Raw genomic sequence first — 17,487 nt, forward strand, 5'->3', positions numbered from 1 at the left:
GGGCCAAAACGGCAGAGAACGTGCGTATCTGCGCATATAATTTGCGGGTTCCCGCAAGACATGGCAGCCTTCCGAGACGCAAGTTGATAGACGTTCAGCAATCGGCAGGAGGAAGCCGGTAGCGGAACCCGCATGGGAGGAATATCAGGTGCTCCATTCCGGCGCGCTTCTCGAACAGTATCTGGCGATCTCCAGATTGCTGGCCGGCCAGCTCGACTTCCGATCGGCGATCCAAGTTGTGGCGCAGGAAATCGCGCACATCATTCCGCACGACCATATGGATGTGTGCATCAAGATGCTGGACGGTCATTTTCATACGGCCCATGAAAGCGGCATGGAAACGGACTGGAGCCTGCAGCCGCCATTGCCGCTGGATGGCAGTCCTATTCGCAGTCTGCTGTTCGGCGAGGTGGATATGATGCTGACGGACGATGCCTGCAACGATCCGCGCTTTCACTTCGAAGGTTCCTTCTCGCACCCGATCATAGAGATGGGGCTGCGCGGCAGGCTGCATGTGCCGCTGAAGGTGCAGGGGGATGTCATTGGCGCCTTTTCCTGCTCCAGCCGCACCGTCGGCTTTTACGGTCCTGAAGATGTCGAGCGTGCCAGAGCGATTGCGGACCTGCTGGCACCTTACTTCTTCGCCATCCGTGCCGCCGAGCAGAGCAAGCGATCCGCCATCATCGAGGCGGAAGCGCGAGCGCGGGAGGAGGGGCTTCGCCTTGGTGCGCTGCGGCTGACGGAGGCATTGGAAACCGAGCGCCAGCGTATCGGCATGGACCTTCACGACCAGACGCTGGCCGACCTGACGCGGCTTGCTCGCCGCATGGAGCGGCTGTCTCGCACCTCGGATCTGGCGGAGGAAGAGCTGGAGCCGCTGCTGCGTGGGCTTCAGCACTGCATGCAGGATCTGCGGCAGATCATCGAGACAGCGCAGCCCACGGTGCTGCAATTGTTCGGTTTTGCGCAGGCCGTTGAAACGCATCTTGATCGATCGCTGCGCGACAGCGGGGCCAGTCTCGAATGGGAGCTTGTCGATGAGGCCGGTGGCGCCTTCGATCTGCTTGAGCAGCCGGTGGCGATCGCACTTTTCCGGATCACGCAAGAGGCCATCAACAATGCCATCCGCCATGGTCAGGCGGATCATCTGAAAGTGCTCCTGCGCAAGACGGCACGAAGCCTGGTCATCGAAGTACAGGATGATGGCGTGGGTATCGCCCCGTCAGCCAAGAGAGCCGGTGCTGGTATCGACAATATGCGAACACGTGCGCGGTTGATCTCGGCTCGGTTCGAAGTGGGACGTGGGCCATCCGGCAGGGGAACCACGGTGTCCGTCCATTTGCCGCTGGTGCGCAGGGAGTTGCAGGCATGAAGGTCTTGGTCATCGAGGACGATCCACTTCACCGTTCCTATCTCAGCGAGGCCGTTCGTGCGGCCCTGCCGGAATGCCTGCATGTCATCGAAGCGGAAAACGGTCTCGTCGGAGAGAGGCTGGCGCGCGAGAACAAGTTCGCCCACGTAGTGATGGATCTGCAGATGAATGCCCGCAATGGCATTGAAGCAGCGCGCACGATCTGGAAGGAAAGGCCGGATACGCGCATTCTCTTCTGGTCCAACTATGCCGATGAGGCCTATGTGCGCGGTGTCTCACGCATCGTTCCACCCGGCGCGGCCTATGGCTATGTGCTGAAATCCGCCTCCGATGACCGGCTGAAGCTCGCGCTGCGCAGCATCTTCATCGAAAGCCAGTGCGTGATTGACCGCGAGGTCCGCGGCCTTCAACAAAGGAGCCTCGGTAACTCGAACGGTCTGACGGACAGCGAATATGAAATCCTTGTCGATATCGCGCTCGGGCTAACGGATCGAGCGATTGCGACCCGGAGAAACCTTTCGCTCCGCAGCGTGCAGAACCGGTTGCAGCGGCTCTACGAGAAGCTGGAGGTCTATTATCCAGCCGGTGCCGCCGAGGAAGACAATCGTTTCAATCTGCGGGCCCGCGCCGTTTCCATCGCGTTGCTGCGGAAGCTCCTGAACTATTCTGCATTGGAACGCGCCGAGGCTGAGTTGTCCGAATGGCTGGCCAGCCACTGACGGTGCGAGGCGTTTCCGGCCTTCATTGGCAGGTACGTAACGGCTGCAAGTGCGCAAGCGCTTCTTCTGCTTCTGATCGCAAAGGCATGCCGAGCCGCCCGCCGAACACCTTGCACTTCAAGGCGGCCGTTACGGAACCAAGCCGTATGGCTTCTTCCACGCCGAGACCTTCTGCGACGGCCAAAGCAAATGCGCCGTGGAAGGCGTCGCCCGCTGCAAGTGTGTCGACGGCAATGATGGGCAGTGCTGGCTGATGCATGATCTGCCGTGTCTGCCTGTCCTGCCACCAGGCGCCGTCCGCGCCAAACGTGATGCAGACAAAGGCCTGAGGAAAACGGGCGGCTAGCTCGCGGATAAGATTTTCCGGGCTTGAACTTGGAGACTGGGAGCGGGCGGCGGGTTCGGAGAAGATGATGTGATCCGCCTCCCGTGCGAGGCCGTCAAGGATATCGACCGGGGCCACATCGCCGTCGAGAATGGCGGGAATACCGGCCCGCCTGGCGCTTTTGAGCACCTCGCGCGCAAGTGACGCCCACCGCACATCCACCAGTACGGCATCGAACTGGCTCACCCTCGCATCGTCGACAGGCGGCGGGCTTGCATGCAGGCGGTGATCATAGAAGGGGACTATCAGCCGGTCGCCTTTTTCATCCACGAGAATGGTCGAAAGCGCCGAGGGTGCTTCCGCCACGACCGTCATCTCCGACACATCGACGCCGTCCCGTGCCAGATCATGACGGATACGGTTGCCCGTCTCATCCGATCCGACAGCGCCCCAAAGTGTGGCCCTGCCGCCCAGGCGCGCAATCGCGAAGGCCGCGCTGGATGCCATGCCCTCGGCGATCTGTACCATGCGGGAGGGCAGTATCTTGCCTTCGCCGCTGGGTAGTTCCTTTACCTGGAAGATGGTGTCGAGTACGGCGGCACCAACACACAGAACATGCTTGCTCATTGCGATCAACGATTGCCCTCAGCCACCCTTCACCGCACCGGCGGTCAGCCCGGCAACGATCTGTTTCTGGGCAAACATGGTCAGCAATAGAACCGGCAGCGTCACGATCAGGGCGGCAGCCGCCAATGGTCCCCAGCTGACCTGTTCGAAGGAGAGCATGTTGTAGACGGCGACAGGCAGGGTCCGCGTCTCGCGATTGGCCAGCACGATGCCAAAGACGAAATTGTTCCAAGAGAAGATCAGCGCCAGAATGAAGGACACAACGATGCCGGGCTTGGCGATCGGCAATGCCACGAGGCGGAAGACCTGCCAGGCGGTGGCGCCATCGATGCTGGCGGCTTCCTCCAGCTCCTTCGGCGTCGTCTCGAAATAGCCGATCATGATCCACACCACGATCGGCACCGTCACCACCAGGTGAATGATGATCTGCGGCCAGAGCGTGCCGATCAGATTGACCCACTGGAACAGCAGAAACAGCGGAATGAGGAAGGAAAGGCCGGGGGTCATGCGGGCGATCATGATGACGATGGCGGATTTTTCCGCCTTCAACCTTGCGATGCCATAGCCGGCGGGAACGCCGATCAGTAGCGCCAGCAGGGTCGCCGAGCCGGTGACGAGGATCGAATTCCAGAAATAAAGAAGGAAATTATTCTCCTGGAATACCTTGGCATAATTCGACCAGGCAAAATTTTCCGGAATGAAGATCGGCGGATAGGCGCCGTTGTCGATCTCGTATTTCAGCGACAGCGAGATCATCCAGAGAAAGAACAGGACGACAGGCGAGATCATCACCAGGGCAACGAAGAAGAGCCCGATCTTGTCGAGGACACGGTAACTGATAGCAGGCATCTTCATCAGCGGCTCTCCATGTCGGACCAGTTGGCACGCGCCCGAACCAGCAACAGGACGAAGGACAGCGCGATGATGATCATGAAGAAGACCACCGCCATCGCCGAACCATAGCCGATGTCGTAATAGGCGAAGGCTGTGTTGTAGAGGTAGATGTTGATCGTCTCGGATGCGGTGCCCGGCCCGCCCTGCGTCATCGCATAGATGATGTCGAAGCTCTTGATCGCATCGATGGAGCGGATGATGACGGCAATCATCAGGAAGGGCGCGATCATCGGCACTGTCAGGTAACGAAACTTCTGCCAGGCGTTGGCGCCGTCGATCTCCGCACTCTCATAGGGTTCGCGCGGAATGGCCGCGAGGCCACCCAACACGATCAGCATGACAAGCGGCGTCCATTGCCAGGTTTCGACCACGACCAGGGATGGGATCACGGTCACGCGATTGTAGATCCACTCCTGCGCGCCGATGCCAACGAAAGAGAGGAGATAGTTCAGCACGCCAAGCTGCGGATGGAACATCATCGTCCAGACCAAGGCGATTGCGACCGGGGTCGCCATCATCGGCATGACGAAGATCCCGCGCAGGAAGCCGCGCAGCGGAAATTTTGCATCGAAAACCAGAGCGGCAAGCGTTCCGAAGAAGAGCGGTAGCACGACCGACAGTGCTGTGTAGGTCGTTGTATGCCACAGCGATTCCCAGAACCGCATGTCCTGCATCAGGCGGACATAGTTTGCCAGACCGATGAAGGTTCGCGGCTGGCCGAGAGTCCAGCTGTTGACGCTCATCCAGAGGGTGAAAAGCCATGGAAAGACAATGACGGCTGATACGACCAGCAGGGCCGGCATGACGAAGGGCCAGTAGTTGGGAGCAAGCACGGATGGCTTGCTCCCCTTGTCCTGGGCTTCGGTCATCGGATTATCGATGCTCACGGAGGCCATTATCCCTCGCTTCGCGCCAGAACCGGTTCGAACTGGGCTGTTGCGTTTTTCAGTTCCGTTTCTGCGTCTGCGCCACCGATCATGTTGGTGAGAGCCACGCCGTAGATATCGCGGAACTCGGTGACCGGGATGATGACCGGCAGGGCGAGCTTCGAAACCTTGCCGGAGCCTGCCACTGCATCCAGCCATGCGCCGGGCATCTTGACGCCTTCACGCACCTTAGCATCTGTCAGGATGGACTGACGGAAGGGCACACCGGCACCGGCCTGCAGCAGGCGTGCGCCCATGTCATGCGAAATCGCCCATTGGCAGAACAGGTAGGCGGCTTCCTTCTTGGTGGATGCTTCCACGACGCCGAGACCATCGCCGAATGTGCCCGCCGCCTGGCCGCCCGGACCCTTTGGCATGACGCTATAGCCCGTCTTGCCGACCACGCGCGATTTCTGCGGATCCTCGATCGGCGGCGCAAAGCCGACACCATCGAACCACATGCCGATCTTCCCCTGCAGGAAGGCCGATTGCGCTTCTGCCCAGTTGAAGCCGGAAACGCCGGGAGGTGCGGATTTCGTCAAGAGCCGCTGATAGAGCTTGGCAGCCTCGATCGCTTCCTTGGACAGCGTGTTGATCTTGCCGTCCGGCCCGATGGTGGAGGCGCCATAGCCCAGCATGAACGATGTCCAGACCGGTGTGTTGGCATTCTTCAGGCCGCGCGCCACGAAACCATAGGTGTTGGCCGAGGGGTCGGTGATTTTTTCCGCGGCCGCAACGAGTTCGTCCAGGCTTGTCGGATAGGAAAGCCCCTTCTTCTCGAACAGCTCCTTGTTCCAGTAGACGATCCAGTAATCGACCGAGAAGGGCAGGGAGCGCAATGTACCCTTGGCATCCTTGGCGAACAGCAGTCCGGCTTCCGCGAAGTCGCCCTCCGTCAGAGACGGATCGGTCAGATTCGGATCCTTCAGGAAGCCGCTGATATCGGCCAGCCAGCCCCCCTTTTCGAATTGCCGCTTCTGCACATGGTAGCTGAGATGAACCACGTCGAAGCTCGGCTTGCCGGTGCTGAGTTCGATCACCGTCTTCTGGCGCTGCTGCTGCTCCGGGGTCGCTTCTGCGTTGACCTTGATGCCCGTCAGGCTTTCGAATTCCGGAAGATACTTCGTGAGCGTATCGCTGCGTGGGCTTTTGACCAGGTTTACGTTCAGCGTCGTGCCGCTGAAGCGTTTCCAGTCCACGGCCGCTGCGGCCGGTCTGCCGCCGATCAGGGCTGCGCCGCCGATCGCCGCACTCGCTGCCAGAAACGAACGGCGTGTGGGCTTCAGAATTGAAGTCGTCATGATCTCCTCCTCCCAAGTTTCGATCACGCCTCCTCCGCGTGATCGGTTGCATGATTAGATTGCCAGTGCGCGGTCCCTCGCATTGCTGATATGTGCGACGAGACGCTGGACCGCGTCTTCAATCGATCGGCTCTCGATCGCTTCGAGCACCGAAAGATGTTCCCTCATGACCGGCGCGACCCGGCCATCGATGCGGATCCTCTCCTGATTGATCAGGCGCATCTTGATGGCATTGACGCGATAGGCATTCGACAGGATCGAGTTGCCGACCTTGTCGATGAAAGCATTGTGCATGCCCCAGTCGGTTGCCTGCGCGTGCTGCTCCAGTTCCGGCGAAGGTCCGCCAGCCTCAATCTGTTCGAGGATTTGCCGATGTTGGTGCAGAAGACGTTGAACCTCAGCGTCGCTTGCCGTGCGCGTAAAGAAGGCAACCGCTTCCTTCTCCAGTATCATGCGAAACTGGAAAGCTTCGCGGATGAGGCTGAGATCGATATGGGCGATCTGCAGTCCCCTTTGCGGCACGGTCTTGATCAGGCCTTCGGTTTCCAGCCGGGGGATGAGCTCTCGGATCGCGCCCAGCGTCAGGCCGGTCAGTTCCACCAATTGCCGCTGAGAGATGAATTGGCCGGGCTTCACGTCACGCGCAAGCAGGTGGCGCGTGAAGCTTTCATACGCCTTTTCCCGCAAGGTGACCTGTTCGCCCGTCTCGTCCATCTTGTCTCCCATCCAGCCTCGCTCAGGCAGCCCTTGTCGAAAAAGCCTTTTCGTATGCCTGCCCGATCCGCTCCCGGTCCTGCGCCGGAATGGTTACAAGCGGCGCTCTGACATTCAGCCATACCGCGTTACCGGTGACGCGGGCAACAAGCACCTTGACGGATGGGGTCACCGGAAATTTCAAAATGAATTCGACCAGTTCCGTGACACGTGCATCGTCTCTCCCGTCGACAGCCATTGCACGGATTTCCTGCGGCATCAGGTTTGCCATGCCGGAAATCGCACCCTGGCCGCCAAGACGTGTTCCCTGCGCCAAGTGACGTTCATCTCCAATCAGAATTGCAAGATCGCCATGTTCCCTCAACAGGCGCTCCGTATGGGCCCAGTCGCCGCCCGAGTCCTTTACGCCCGTGACGACGCCGGGGAAGGCCTGCCTAAGGCGCCCCACCAGTTCGACGGACAGCTTGACCATTGTGACAGAGGGAATGTTGTAGACGATGATGTCATGTGCCTTCTGTCCCAGACGGTTGAACACGTCCGAGAACCAGTCGAAGAGACCCTCGTCGGAGACATTCTTGAAGTAGGAGGGCGGTGCCAGCAGGATGTTGCGGGCGCCCGCCTCCAGCGCCTGCAAAGCCTGTTCGGCGGCATCCGCACTGGAATCGACAAGTACGGCGACCACGAGACGCTCTGCCGGGATGCCAGCGGACTTGAAGGCCGCGAGCGTCTGTGCCCTTTCGACCTGGCCGATGGAGCTTCCCTCACCTGTGGTGCCAAACAGGGTCACGCTGTCACAGCCGCTCTGCAGGCACTGCGCCGCATGCTGCGTCAGAAGCGAGAAGATGATGTCTCCGCGTTCGTCATAGGGTGTTGTCAGCGCCGCTGACAGGCCAAACTTGGTGGTCAATTTCGTGCTCCTCCACACCGATTGAAGGTATGGTGGCACACTGACATGTTAGATGTAAATAGGTAGAATGTTGAGTTGTGTATTAGCTTTTCGCGAATGGCGCTGCCAAATTCCGTTATCTATGGCGGCGCTTGATGGATATCTGAATAATTGATATTTATCGAGCTTCTACGGAGAGGCCAGATTGAGCAACCGCTTTTTGATGATAACGCCGGAAGACGGCGCTGATGTTCTCAAGTGCCTCGCCGCGCCGGCAAGGTTGGCGATCCTCGAACTGCTTCACGTGCGGGGAGCGTTGAACGTCAATGAGATTGCAGAGGTTCTGGAACTACCGCAGTCGACGACATCCACTCATTTGAACCAGATGGAAGAGGCAGGCCTGATCCGTACCGAGGTTCAGAAGGCGCGCAAAGGCAGTCAGAAAATTTGTCATGCGGTGCATGACGAGATCGTTCTGACATTTTCCCGTCCAGCCGAGGCCAAAGATCAAGCCATTGAGGTCGCGATGCCGGTCGGGCTCTACAGCGGCTTCGAGGTTGCGGCGCCCTGTGGCATGTGTGGCCATGATGCCATCATCGGCTATCTCGACAATCCGGATACATTTCTCTCGCCGGACCGTATGAAAGCAGGGCTTTTGTGGTTCACCCGCGGCCATGTGGACTATCAGTTTCCCAACAATGCCAGAATCAAGGGCGCGCCCATCCGTGAGTTGGAATTGCTGATGGAGCTGTCCTCCGAGGTGCCGGGCACATCCGCCAATTGGCCCTCGGACATCACCATTTCCGTCAATGACAAGTCAATCGCGACCTGGACATCCCCCGGCGACTTTGGCGATCAACGGGGCAAGTTCACGCCGGACTGGTGGAAGTTGCGCGGAAGTCAGTACGGCATGCTGAAGAGCTTTCGGGTGACGGAGAATGGCACATTCATCGACGGAGTGCGCGTGTCCGACACCTGTGTGAGCGATCTTGAATTGCTGGAGCATCGCTCCATCCGTGTGCGAATCGAAGTGCTCGATACGGCGCAGCATCCAGGCGGGATCAACATTTTCGGGCGCGGTTTCGGCAATTACGACCAGGACATCGTGCTGCGGATCAAGACCTGATTGCTCGGTATCTCTTCGCATTCGTGACGGATTGACGCCTGAACTCACGCGTGTATCATATCCTAAATTACGATATTTATCAAAATATCGGATATAAAAGGAGGAGATATCGATGCAGGCGACCGGAACACTTCACCGCGATTTTCAAATCAGCAAGATTGATCCGCGGCTTTACGGGTCGTTCATCGAGCACCTCGGGCGTGCGGTCTACACTGGCATTTACGAGCCAGATCATCCGACTGCAGATGAAAATGGCATGCGCCAGGATGTCATCGATCTGGTGCGCGAACTTGACGTGCCGATCGTACGCTATCCCGGTGGCAATTTTGTTTCAGCCTACAATTGGGAAGATGGCGTCGGCCCGAAGGATCAGCGCCCGGTTCGGCTCGATCTCGCCTGGCACAGTTCCGAATCCAATCATGTCGGCATTCATGAATTCGCCGATTGGGCGAAAGCCGCTGGCACCGAGATGATGCTGGCAGTCAATCTTGGCTCGCGTGGCCTCGATCAGGCGCGTGCGTTTCTCGAATACGTGAACCATCCGGGCGGCAGCTACTGGTCGGATCTGCGCCGCAGCCATGGCCGCGAAGAGCCTTGGGGCGTCAAGATGTGGTGCCTGGGTAACGAGATGGACGGCCCATGGCAGATCGGCCAGAAGACGGCCGATGAATATGGCCGGCTTGCCTTCGAAACGGCCAAGGCCATGCGCGCCTTTGACAAGTCGATCGAACTGGTGGTGTGCGGTTCCTCGACGCCGAGGATGCCGACCTATCCGGCCTGGGAGGCAACGGTTCTCGACTACACCTATGACTCTGTCGATTACATCAGCCTGCATATGTATTTTGACAAGCAGCAGGATGACACCGCGACCTATCTGGCGCAGACCGCGCGGCTGGATGATTACATTGCGACGATCGCAGCGGTCATCCGTATGACAAAAGCGAAGAAGCGCTCAGCCAAGGATGTCTATATCAGCTTTGATGAATGGAATGTCTGGTACCATTCCAAGGAAGCGGACAAGAAGATCCTGGAAGGCGGCGGCGGCTGGCCACATGCGCCGGCGCTACTGGAAGACATCTACAATTTCGAGGACGTGCTGCAGGTCGGCTGCATCATCAACACCTTCATTCGCCGGGCGGATGTGGTGAAGGTCGGCTGCCTGGCGCAGCTGGTCAATGTCATCGCACCGATCATGACGGTGCCGGGTGGGCCTGCCTGGAAGCAGACGACCTATTATCCTTATCTCTTTGCGTCCCGTTACGGGCGCGGCACATCCTATCAGCTGGCGCTGGATTGCCCGGGCTATGCGACGGATTTCGCAGCCAAGGTCGACTATCTCGATATTTCCGCTGTCGAAAGCGATGCCGATGGCGCGCTGACGCTGTTCATCGTCAATCGCCACGAGACGGAAGCGATAGATCTTGCACTTTCGCTGCAAGGCTTTGGCGATCGCAAGGTCATTATGGACAAGGAAATTGCGGGCCACGACCTGGCAGCCGTCAACGGCCCAGACAGGCAGAGCGTCCAGCCGCGGGATGGCTCGGGTGTCAAGTTAGAAAGGGAGCGGCTCTCGGCACCGATTGCGCCGCTCAGCTACCGGATGATCCGGCTTGGGAAGTGAAGAATTCGACTTGGGGGAGGAGAAACCATGTCGGCTTCGATCGAACTTGAAAATGTCAGCAAGCGCTATGGCGCGCTGACGGTTCTGGATGACATCTCGCTATCCATTGCCGCGGGGGAATTCGTTGTTTTTCTGGGACCTTCGGGCTGCGGGAAATCCACACTTCTGCGGATGATTGCGGGCCTGGAGGATGTCAGCAGCGGTACGATTTCCGTGGGTGGGCGCCGGGTTGATACCCTGCCGCCCGGCAAGCGCGGGGTCGCGATGGTGTTCCAGTCCTACGCGCTTTATCCGCATATGACGGTTCGCCAAAACATGGCTTTCGGCCTTGAGAATATCGGCGTGCCGAAAGATGAGATCGGAAGGCGCGTGAAAGCGGCTGCACAGACGCTGGAAATTGACCATCTGATTGATCGCAAGCCGCAGAAACTTTCCGGCGGTCAGCGTCAGCGCGTGGCAATCGGCCGGGCGATCGTCAAGGAGCCGGCCGCCTTTCTGTTCGATGAACCGCTGTCCAATCTGGATGCGGCCTTGCGAGGCCGCACGCGCCTGGAGCTAGCGCAACTGCATGCTCGGCTTGGCAGCACCATGATCTTCGTGACCCATGATCAGGTGGAGGCAATGACGCTTGCCGACCGCATCGTCATCATGAATGCCCGGCGGATCGAACAGATCGGCACGCCTATGGAAATTTACCAGCGGCCAGCCACCCGGTTTGTGGCAAGCTTCATCGGTTCGCCCACGATGAATTTTCTCCCCCTCACAGCCATCGAAAAGGGGCAGAGCGGGCTCGCCCTCTCGGTTGCCGGACTTGGACGCGTGGAAACATCGTTTCCTTCGCAAACCAAGATCGACGTCGAAGGCGCAAGCCTCGGCATCCGGGCGGAGGATCTCTCCATATCCGCTGAAGGTGAAACCGGGATTCCCTTGAAAGCCGAGATTGTCGAGCGGCTCGGTGACCGGACGCTGGTCTATGGCGTGCTCGGCGATGGCAGCAAACTCACTGTCGAGGCTGATGGCCGCGCTGCCGTTCGCGCCGGTGAAGTCCTGCAGGTTCGGCTTGCGCCGGATACCTTCCATCTGTTTGCCGCTGATGGGCGCGCGGTGCGGGGAGGGCAGTGACATGGCCGAGAGCTACAGGCGCAGCCAATGGAGCCACGGGCTCTTCATTCTTCCCTACCTCTGCTTCTTTTTGGTCCTGCTGGTTTTCCCGCTTTTCTGGGGTATGTGGCTCAGCCTCCATAAGGCTGATCTATTCGGACCGGGCCGATTTGTCGGCCTCACCAATTATACCCGCGTTCTTGCAGATCCCGTCTTTCTGCAGGCGCTGCGCAACACGATCATCTTCGTGGCTGTCAGCGTGCCGGCCCTTGTTGTCATCGGCCTGTTCCTGGCGCTGGCGCTGAACCGCACCACGAGAGCAACCTCCTTCTTCCGCGGGCTTTTCTTCTCGTCCTCGGTCTTGTCCGTCACCATTGTCACGCTGATCTGGCGCTTCGTCTTCATTCCGGGTGATGGTCTGCTGGCGGTGCTTTTCAAACAGGTCGGGCTGACGCCGATCAGCTTTTTGTCCACCAGTGGCTGGTCGCTGTTTTCCGTCGGGGCTGCCACCGTCTGGTGGTGCATCGGTCTGCCGATGATGCTGTTTCTCGCAGCCCTCCAGCAGGTGCCGCAGGATCTTTACGAGGCCGCTGCGCTGGATAATGCGAGCGGCTGGCGGGTACTGACCCGCATCACGTTGCCGTCGATTGCCCGCACCATCGTGCTGGTTACGATCATTCAGATCGTCCTTCAGTTTCAGCTGTTCGGGCAGGCGCAGTTGATGACCAATGGTGGACCGAGCGGCACATCGCGCCCGCTTGTCATGTACATCTATGAAGTCGGTTTCGTCCGCTGGGATATCGGTCGGGGCGCCGCTGCTTCGCAGATCCTGTTCCTCATCATTCTCGTCGCGGCCATGGCGCAATACATCGTCTCGTCGCGAAAGACGGAGGCCTGAGCCATGCGAGAGCCGGAGGTCACCTACAAGCCCGAAAGCCTGACAGCCAGCCGCCCGCTTCTTTGGGGAGCGGCAGTTCTTTCCCTCATCATGATGGCGCCGGTGGCCTGGCTCGTCGGCTTGTCCATCAAGAGCAACCAGGATCTGATGATGGGGACGGACTCGGTCTTCCGTTTCCCCTATACGCTGGTCAATTATCTCAACATTCTGCACTCATCGCAGGTGTTCGGCTGGCTGCTGAACAGCGTGATTGTCGCAACGGGTCATACGCTTGGCGTGCTGGTTCTGTCATCCTTGGCCGGCTACGGCTTTGCGCGTCTGGAGTTCCCGTTCCGGCGGACTGTCTTTGTCATCGTGCTGTTCGGACTGGCCGTGCCAGAACAGGCCGTCATCATCGCCCGCCACCAGATGTTCAGCTGGTTGAACCTACACAATACCTATCTCGGCCTGATGCTACCTGGCTTTTCCTCAGCCTTCGGCGTGTTCCTGATGACGCAGTTCTTCCGAGCGATCCCGAAGGATATCGACGAGGCCGCTCTGCTCGATAATGCCTCGCAGTTCCGCATCTTCTGGAAGATCATGCTGCCGCTGACCCTGCCGGCTCAGGCAACGCTTGGCATTTTCACCTTCCTGGGCGCGTGGAACGATTACTGGTGGCCGCTGATCTCTGCTACCCGTAAGGAGATGTACACGCTGACGATCGGCATCGCCTCGTCCCAGACCAATTTCGCCCAGAGTGAAGGGCTTGGTTTTCTTGCCGCCCAAGCTGTTTTCGCCAGCCTTCCGGCCATCATCGTCTACCTCATTTTCCAGCGTCACATCGTCACCGCCGTCTCTGGCGGTGCGGTGAAGTAAAACCCGATCCGGCCGGAGAGGAGCTGGCCGGATTTCTGTCAACCGGGCCGTAAAGGCCACTTTTAGGGAGTGAGATCATGAAACGCATTTTGATGACCACAGTCGCTGCACTGGCCATGGGCTTTGCGGCTTCTGCCCACGCGCAAACCAAGATCGAATTGCAACGCTTCTTCGGCGCTTGCGATGCTGATTACGGTAAGGTGACTGATGTTTCATCCGCTGTCGGTGAGTGCGGCATCATCACCTCGTTGATCAACAAATTCCGGGCCGACAATCCAGACATCACCGTCAATGTGACGACGGTGGAGTGGCCGGGTTACGATCAGCTCAACGCCCAGCTTGCCTCTGGTGCCGCGCCTGACGTCGTCTCCATGCATTATTCTGCTATCTCCGATTACCAGAGCCGAGGCCTGCTGGAGCCCGTCGATAAGCTATTGGGCACGCAGGGCGTTTCGCCTGCGAGCTTCACGGATGCAGCGCGCGCCGGCGTCATGAAGGAAGGCCAGATGTACGGCCTGCCCTTCGACAACTGGACCATGCTGTTCCACGTCAACATGAACCTCATGAAGAAGGCCGGTCTCGTCAACGCGGATGGTACGCCTGTCCTGCCCACATCCGCGGACGAGTTGATTGCCCAAGGCAAGCAGTTCAAGGAAAAGACCGGCAAGCCCTACCTGATCCAGATCCTGGCCAATGAAACCGCGTCCTATACGCGCGTGCTCTACACATTTCTGCAGCAGCAGAAGTCTGACTTCTTCGCCAATCCGAAGCAGATCAAGTTGAAGACGCCGGAAGCAAAGGCAGCCGTCGAGCTGATGAAGCGGACGGTCAGCGAAAAGATCAGCACGGTCGGGCTCGACTATGCGGCCTCCGTCTCCGCCTTTGCCAATGGCGATGGCGGGATTGCCGTCAACGGCACCTGGCTGATCGGCGACTATGTCGCGCAGTCGAAGAAGGAAGGCACCGCTCTCGCCAACGGCTATAGTGTCTATCCGATCCCGCAACTGTTCAAGGCGCAGGATAGCACTTACGCCGACGGGCATAGCTGGGTGATGCCGAAGAAGAACCGTACGCCGGAGCAGGTTCAGGCGATTGGCAAGCTCTTCAAGTTCTTGGCGGACAATGATTTCCAGTGGGCACGCACGGGCCATCTGCCCGCCGTCAAGGCCGTCTTCGACAAGCCGGAGTTCAAGGCTCTGCCGCAGCGCGACAATATTGCGAAGATTGCCCAGACCGGCCGCTCTCTGCCGGCTGAAGTGCAGCGGCAGTTCGCGATCCAGAGCATCATCGGCGAGGAAGTCGGTGCAGCTGTCAACGGCGACAAGCCCGTGGATGATGCTCTTGCCTCTGCCGAAAGCCGCATCAACGAGTTGCTGGGCGATCTCTGATCACTTCTTCCAGAGCTGGAATATTCGGGCGGGGACCATAGGACGGTCCCCGCCCATTTTGTTTCTGCGTGCGGTGCGGCAACTTTTGATGGTTGACAGGGCGTTTCCCCGAGGTATTCTTTTATAAAAATACATATACCATAATTGCGGAACAAAACTGGGAGTTAGCGGATGAAGATCAAACTCGCATTGCTTATGGCAGTGGCTCTCGCGCTGCCGACCTACGCTATGGCACAGGAAAAAGGTGGGGTGCTCAACGTCGCGACCATCGGTGAGCCGCCGACGCTCGACCCGATGACGTCGACCGCCGATCTCGTCGGGATCGTCACGCAGCACATCTTCGAGACACTTTATACCTTCGACAAAAAGTGGGGCGTGACGCCGCTCCTGGCCGAAAGTCTTCCGGAGGTCAGCGCAGACGGCAAGGTCTACACCATCAAGTTGCGCAGCGGTATCAAGTTCCACGACGGCAGCGATATGACCTCGGAAGACGTGGTCGCCTCGCTCAATCGCTGGGTCAAACTTGCCTCGCGCGGCAAGCAGGCTTCCGGCTTCATCGATTCGATTGCTGCCGCCGATGCTTCTACGGTAACAATTAAGCTGAAGCAGCCCTACGCGCCGCTAACTTCGCTTCTCGCCTTCAACAACTCTGCCGCAATCATTATTCCGGCCAAGAAGCAAGCGGATACGATGACCGAGTTTGTCGGTACCGGTCCCTATATGCTCAAGGAGCGCAAGGCAGATCAGTACATCCAGCTCGTGCGCTTCAAGGATTACAAGCCCCGCTCTGGCGAAAGTGATGGCTATGGCGGTGCGCGCCATCAGTATCTCGACGAGATCCGCTTTGTGCCGGTGCCAGACGCCAATACGCGCGTGGAAGCCGCTGTTTCCGGTCAGTATGACTACGTGGATTCCCTGCCGGTGGAATCCTTCGATAAGCTGAAGGCATCGAAGGCGACGCAGCCGCTGCTCTTGAAGCCGTTTGGCTATCCTGTCTTTGTCTTCAATACGGCGGAAGGTCCGGCCAAGAGCCTGGAAATCCGCAAGGCGATCCGGCAGGCGCTGAACATGGAGGACATGCTGGCCGCGGCCTTCGGCAGCAAGGATTTCTATGCCCTTGATGGCAACATCTATCCGGCTCCCTACAGCTGGTCGACCGATGCGGGCGTGAAGGGGAATTACAATGTCGCCGATCCGGAAGGTGCTGCGAAGGCTGCCAAGGCGGCAGGCTATGATGGCAAGCCGATCCGTATCCTCACCAGCCGTCAGTATGAGTTTCATTACAAGATGGCGCAGGTTGCCGCGGAATACCTGAAGGCCGCTGGCTTCCAGGTAGATATGCAGGTCGTCGATTGGGCAACGCTGACGCAGCGCCGCACCGACAAGGCACTTTGGGACATCTACATCACTCATAGCCCTTTCCTGCCGGAGCCGGCGCTGATCGGTTCGCTCGCGCCAAGCTCACCGGGCTGGTGGGATACGCCGGCACGCAAGACAACGGTTGATGCTTTCTCCGCGGAAGCTGATCCGAAGAAGCGCATTGCCCTTTGGGCCGATGTCCAGAAGGCCATCTATGCCGACGCGCCGTTCATGAAGATCGGCGACTTCAACGCGGTCGCTGCGGTGTCTACTAAGCTCAAAGGCGTCGACCCGGCTCCGTGGCCGTATTTCTGGAACGCGTCTATCACGAAGTAAGCACGAGGAATGGATGCTGGTCGGTTCAGCCGGCCAGCATCTGCTCGCACTCCGTTTCCGCTAGAATGCAGGAGTTCGCCTCCCGATGATACATTACATTCTCCAGCGCTGCGCGGGCATGATCGTGGTCATGTTTCTGGTGGTGACGATCGTCTTCGTGATCGTGCGTGTCACGCCAGGCGACCCTGCTGCGGTGATGCTCGGGCCCGATGCGACGCCGCAGGACATCGCGCAGCTGCGAGCGCGGCTCGGTCTAGATCAGTCCATTCTCATGCAGTACCTTTTCTACATCGGCCAGTTGCTGCGGGGCGATCTCGGGCAGTCGATCTTCCTCAATATGCCTGTTGGCCGTGCGCTCATCGAACGCGCAGAGCCTACCTTCTTTCTGACAGTGTTTTCGCTCGCCATCGCAAGCGTGATAGCCCTGCCTATCGGCATCTATGCCGCCTACCGCCGCGGCTCCTTCGTAGACCAGGCATCCACGACGCTTGCCATGCTGGCCGCCAGCATTCCAAGTTTCTGGCTGGGGCTGATCCTGATCCAGTTCTTCGCCGTGCGCTTCGGCATGTTTCCAGTGTCCGGCTACGGCGGTCCCGGCGCGAGCTTCCTGACGCGCATGTATCACCTGACCCTGCCGGCCGTGGCGCTTGGCCTCGTCTCATCCGCGCTCATCCTACGCTTTACCCGCGCCTCCATGCTGGATGTGTTGGGAGATGATTACATCCGTACCGCTCGCGCCAAGGGCTTGGTGGAACGGCGCGTCATCCTGAAGCACGCGTTGAAGAATGCGCTTATTCCCATCCTGACTGTGCTCGGCCTGACGGCCGCGGTTCTCATCTCCGGTGCAGTCGTGACGGAAACCGTGTTTGGCCTGCCAGGCGTCGGCAATCTCGTTGTGTCCGCCGTTCTGCGCCGCGATTACCCGGTGATCCAGGGTGCGCTGCTGGTGATCGCCGGTCTTTACGTTCTGATCAATTTCGCGATCGACATGCTTTACCTTCTTGTTGACCCAAGGGTGCGTTACTGATGGCTGATACCA

Annotated in this window: 16 protein-coding genes; 10 read left to right on the top strand and 6 right to left on the bottom strand. The window is 58.9% G+C overall.

Features of this window, described 5'->3' with window-relative positions; genetic code table 11:
* Window positions 1-148: 148 nt before the first annotated feature.
* Together Q2T52_RS22485 and Q2T52_RS22490 are read left to right on the top strand one after the other, a co-directional pair.
* On the top strand, window positions 149-1,372 hold the full coding sequence (locus tag Q2T52_RS22485; protein ID WP_302079130.1) for a GAF domain-containing sensor histidine kinase: 1,224 nt from the start codon (window positions 149-151) through the stop codon (window positions 1,370-1,372).
* Window positions 1,369-2,091, top strand: a complete 723-nt coding sequence (locus Q2T52_RS22490; RefSeq protein ID WP_302079131.1) for a response regulator transcription factor — start codon at window positions 1,369-1,371, stop codon at window positions 2,089-2,091. The genes Q2T52_RS22485 and Q2T52_RS22490 overlap by 4 nt, the downstream gene beginning before the upstream one ends.
* A gap of 22 nt (window positions 2,092-2,113) precedes the next feature.
* Here the strand turns inward: Q2T52_RS22490 and Q2T52_RS22495 are convergent, their stop codons facing one another.
* The 6 genes from Q2T52_RS22495 to Q2T52_RS22520 are packed head-to-tail and all read right to left on the bottom strand — an operon-like array spanning window position 2,114 to window position 7,785.
* The gene (locus Q2T52_RS22495) at window positions 2,114-3,043 is read right to left on the bottom strand and encodes a sugar kinase (protein ID WP_302079132.1); all 930 of its coding nucleotides are present in this window, start codon (window positions 3,041-3,043) and stop codon (window positions 2,114-2,116) included.
* An 18-nt stretch (window positions 3,044-3,061) separates the two neighbouring features.
* A complete protein-coding gene (locus Q2T52_RS22500; protein ID WP_302079133.1) occupies window positions 3,062-3,898 on the bottom strand; it encodes a carbohydrate ABC transporter permease in 837 nt (278 codons plus the stop codon).
* A complete protein-coding gene (locus Q2T52_RS22505) occupies window positions 3,898-4,833 on the bottom strand; it encodes a carbohydrate ABC transporter permease (RefSeq protein ID WP_302079134.1) in 936 nt (311 codons plus the stop codon). Before Q2T52_RS22505 ends, Q2T52_RS22500 begins: the two co-directional genes overlap by 1 nt.
* A complete protein-coding gene (locus Q2T52_RS22510) occupies window positions 4,833-6,164 on the bottom strand; it encodes an ABC transporter substrate-binding protein (RefSeq protein WP_302079135.1) in 1,332 nt (443 codons plus the stop codon). The genes Q2T52_RS22505 and Q2T52_RS22510 overlap by 1 nt, the downstream gene beginning before the upstream one ends.
* A gap of 54 nt (window positions 6,165-6,218) precedes the next feature.
* The gene (locus tag Q2T52_RS22515; protein WP_302079136.1) at window positions 6,219-6,878 is read right to left on the bottom strand and encodes a GntR family transcriptional regulator; all 660 of its coding nucleotides are present in this window, start codon (window positions 6,876-6,878) and stop codon (window positions 6,219-6,221) included.
* Window positions 6,879-6,900: 22 nt separating this feature from the next.
* Entirely contained in the window at window positions 6,901-7,785 is an 885-nt protein-coding gene (locus tag Q2T52_RS22520) for a dihydrodipicolinate synthase family protein (RefSeq protein WP_302079137.1), read from the bottom strand.
* Between the two features lie 184 nt (window positions 7,786-7,969).
* Between Q2T52_RS22520 and Q2T52_RS22525 the strand changes: the two genes are divergently transcribed.
* The 8 genes from Q2T52_RS22525 (at window position 7,970) to Q2T52_RS22560 (ending at window position 17,475) form a co-directional block, all read left to right on the top strand.
* On the top strand, window positions 7,970-8,890 hold the full coding sequence (locus Q2T52_RS22525; RefSeq protein ID WP_302079138.1) for a metalloregulator ArsR/SmtB family transcription factor: 921 nt from the start codon (window positions 7,970-7,972) through the stop codon (window positions 8,888-8,890).
* A gap of 112 nt (window positions 8,891-9,002) precedes the next feature.
* A complete protein-coding gene (arfA, locus tag Q2T52_RS22530) occupies window positions 9,003-10,511 on the top strand; it encodes an arabinosylfuranosidase ArfA (RefSeq protein WP_302079139.1) in 1,509 nt (502 codons plus the stop codon).
* Window positions 10,512-10,538: 27 nt separating this feature from the next.
* The gene (locus tag Q2T52_RS22535; protein WP_302079140.1) at window positions 10,539-11,633 is read left to right on the top strand and encodes an ABC transporter ATP-binding protein; all 1,095 of its coding nucleotides are present in this window, start codon (window positions 10,539-10,541) and stop codon (window positions 11,631-11,633) included.
* Window position 11,634: 1 nt separating this feature from the next.
* The gene (locus tag Q2T52_RS22540) at window positions 11,635-12,510 is read left to right on the top strand and encodes a carbohydrate ABC transporter permease (protein WP_302079141.1); all 876 of its coding nucleotides are present in this window, start codon (window positions 11,635-11,637) and stop codon (window positions 12,508-12,510) included.
* A gap of 3 nt (window positions 12,511-12,513) precedes the next feature.
* Entirely contained in the window at window positions 12,514-13,365 is an 852-nt protein-coding gene (locus tag Q2T52_RS22545) for a carbohydrate ABC transporter permease (RefSeq protein WP_302079142.1), read from the top strand.
* Window positions 13,366-13,442: 77 nt separating this feature from the next.
* Entirely contained in the window at window positions 13,443-14,753 is a 1,311-nt protein-coding gene (locus tag Q2T52_RS22550) for an extracellular solute-binding protein (protein WP_302079143.1), read from the top strand.
* A 171-nt stretch (window positions 14,754-14,924) separates the two neighbouring features.
* Window positions 14,925-16,448 (top strand): ABC transporter substrate-binding protein, encoded by a 1,524-nt coding sequence (locus Q2T52_RS22555; protein ID WP_302079144.1) that lies wholly within the window; start codon window positions 14,925-14,927, stop codon window positions 16,446-16,448.
* Window positions 16,449-16,533: 85 nt separating this feature from the next.
* On the top strand, window positions 16,534-17,475 hold the full coding sequence (locus Q2T52_RS22560) for an ABC transporter permease (RefSeq protein ID WP_302079145.1): 942 nt from the start codon (window positions 16,534-16,536) through the stop codon (window positions 17,473-17,475).
* The last annotated feature ends 12 nt before the right edge of the window (window positions 17,476-17,487 follow it).

It is taken from the genome of Rhizobium oryzicola (assembly GCF_030504645.1).
Taxonomy (GTDB): Bacteria; Pseudomonadota; Alphaproteobacteria; order Rhizobiales; family Rhizobiaceae; genus Neorhizobium; species Neorhizobium oryzicola.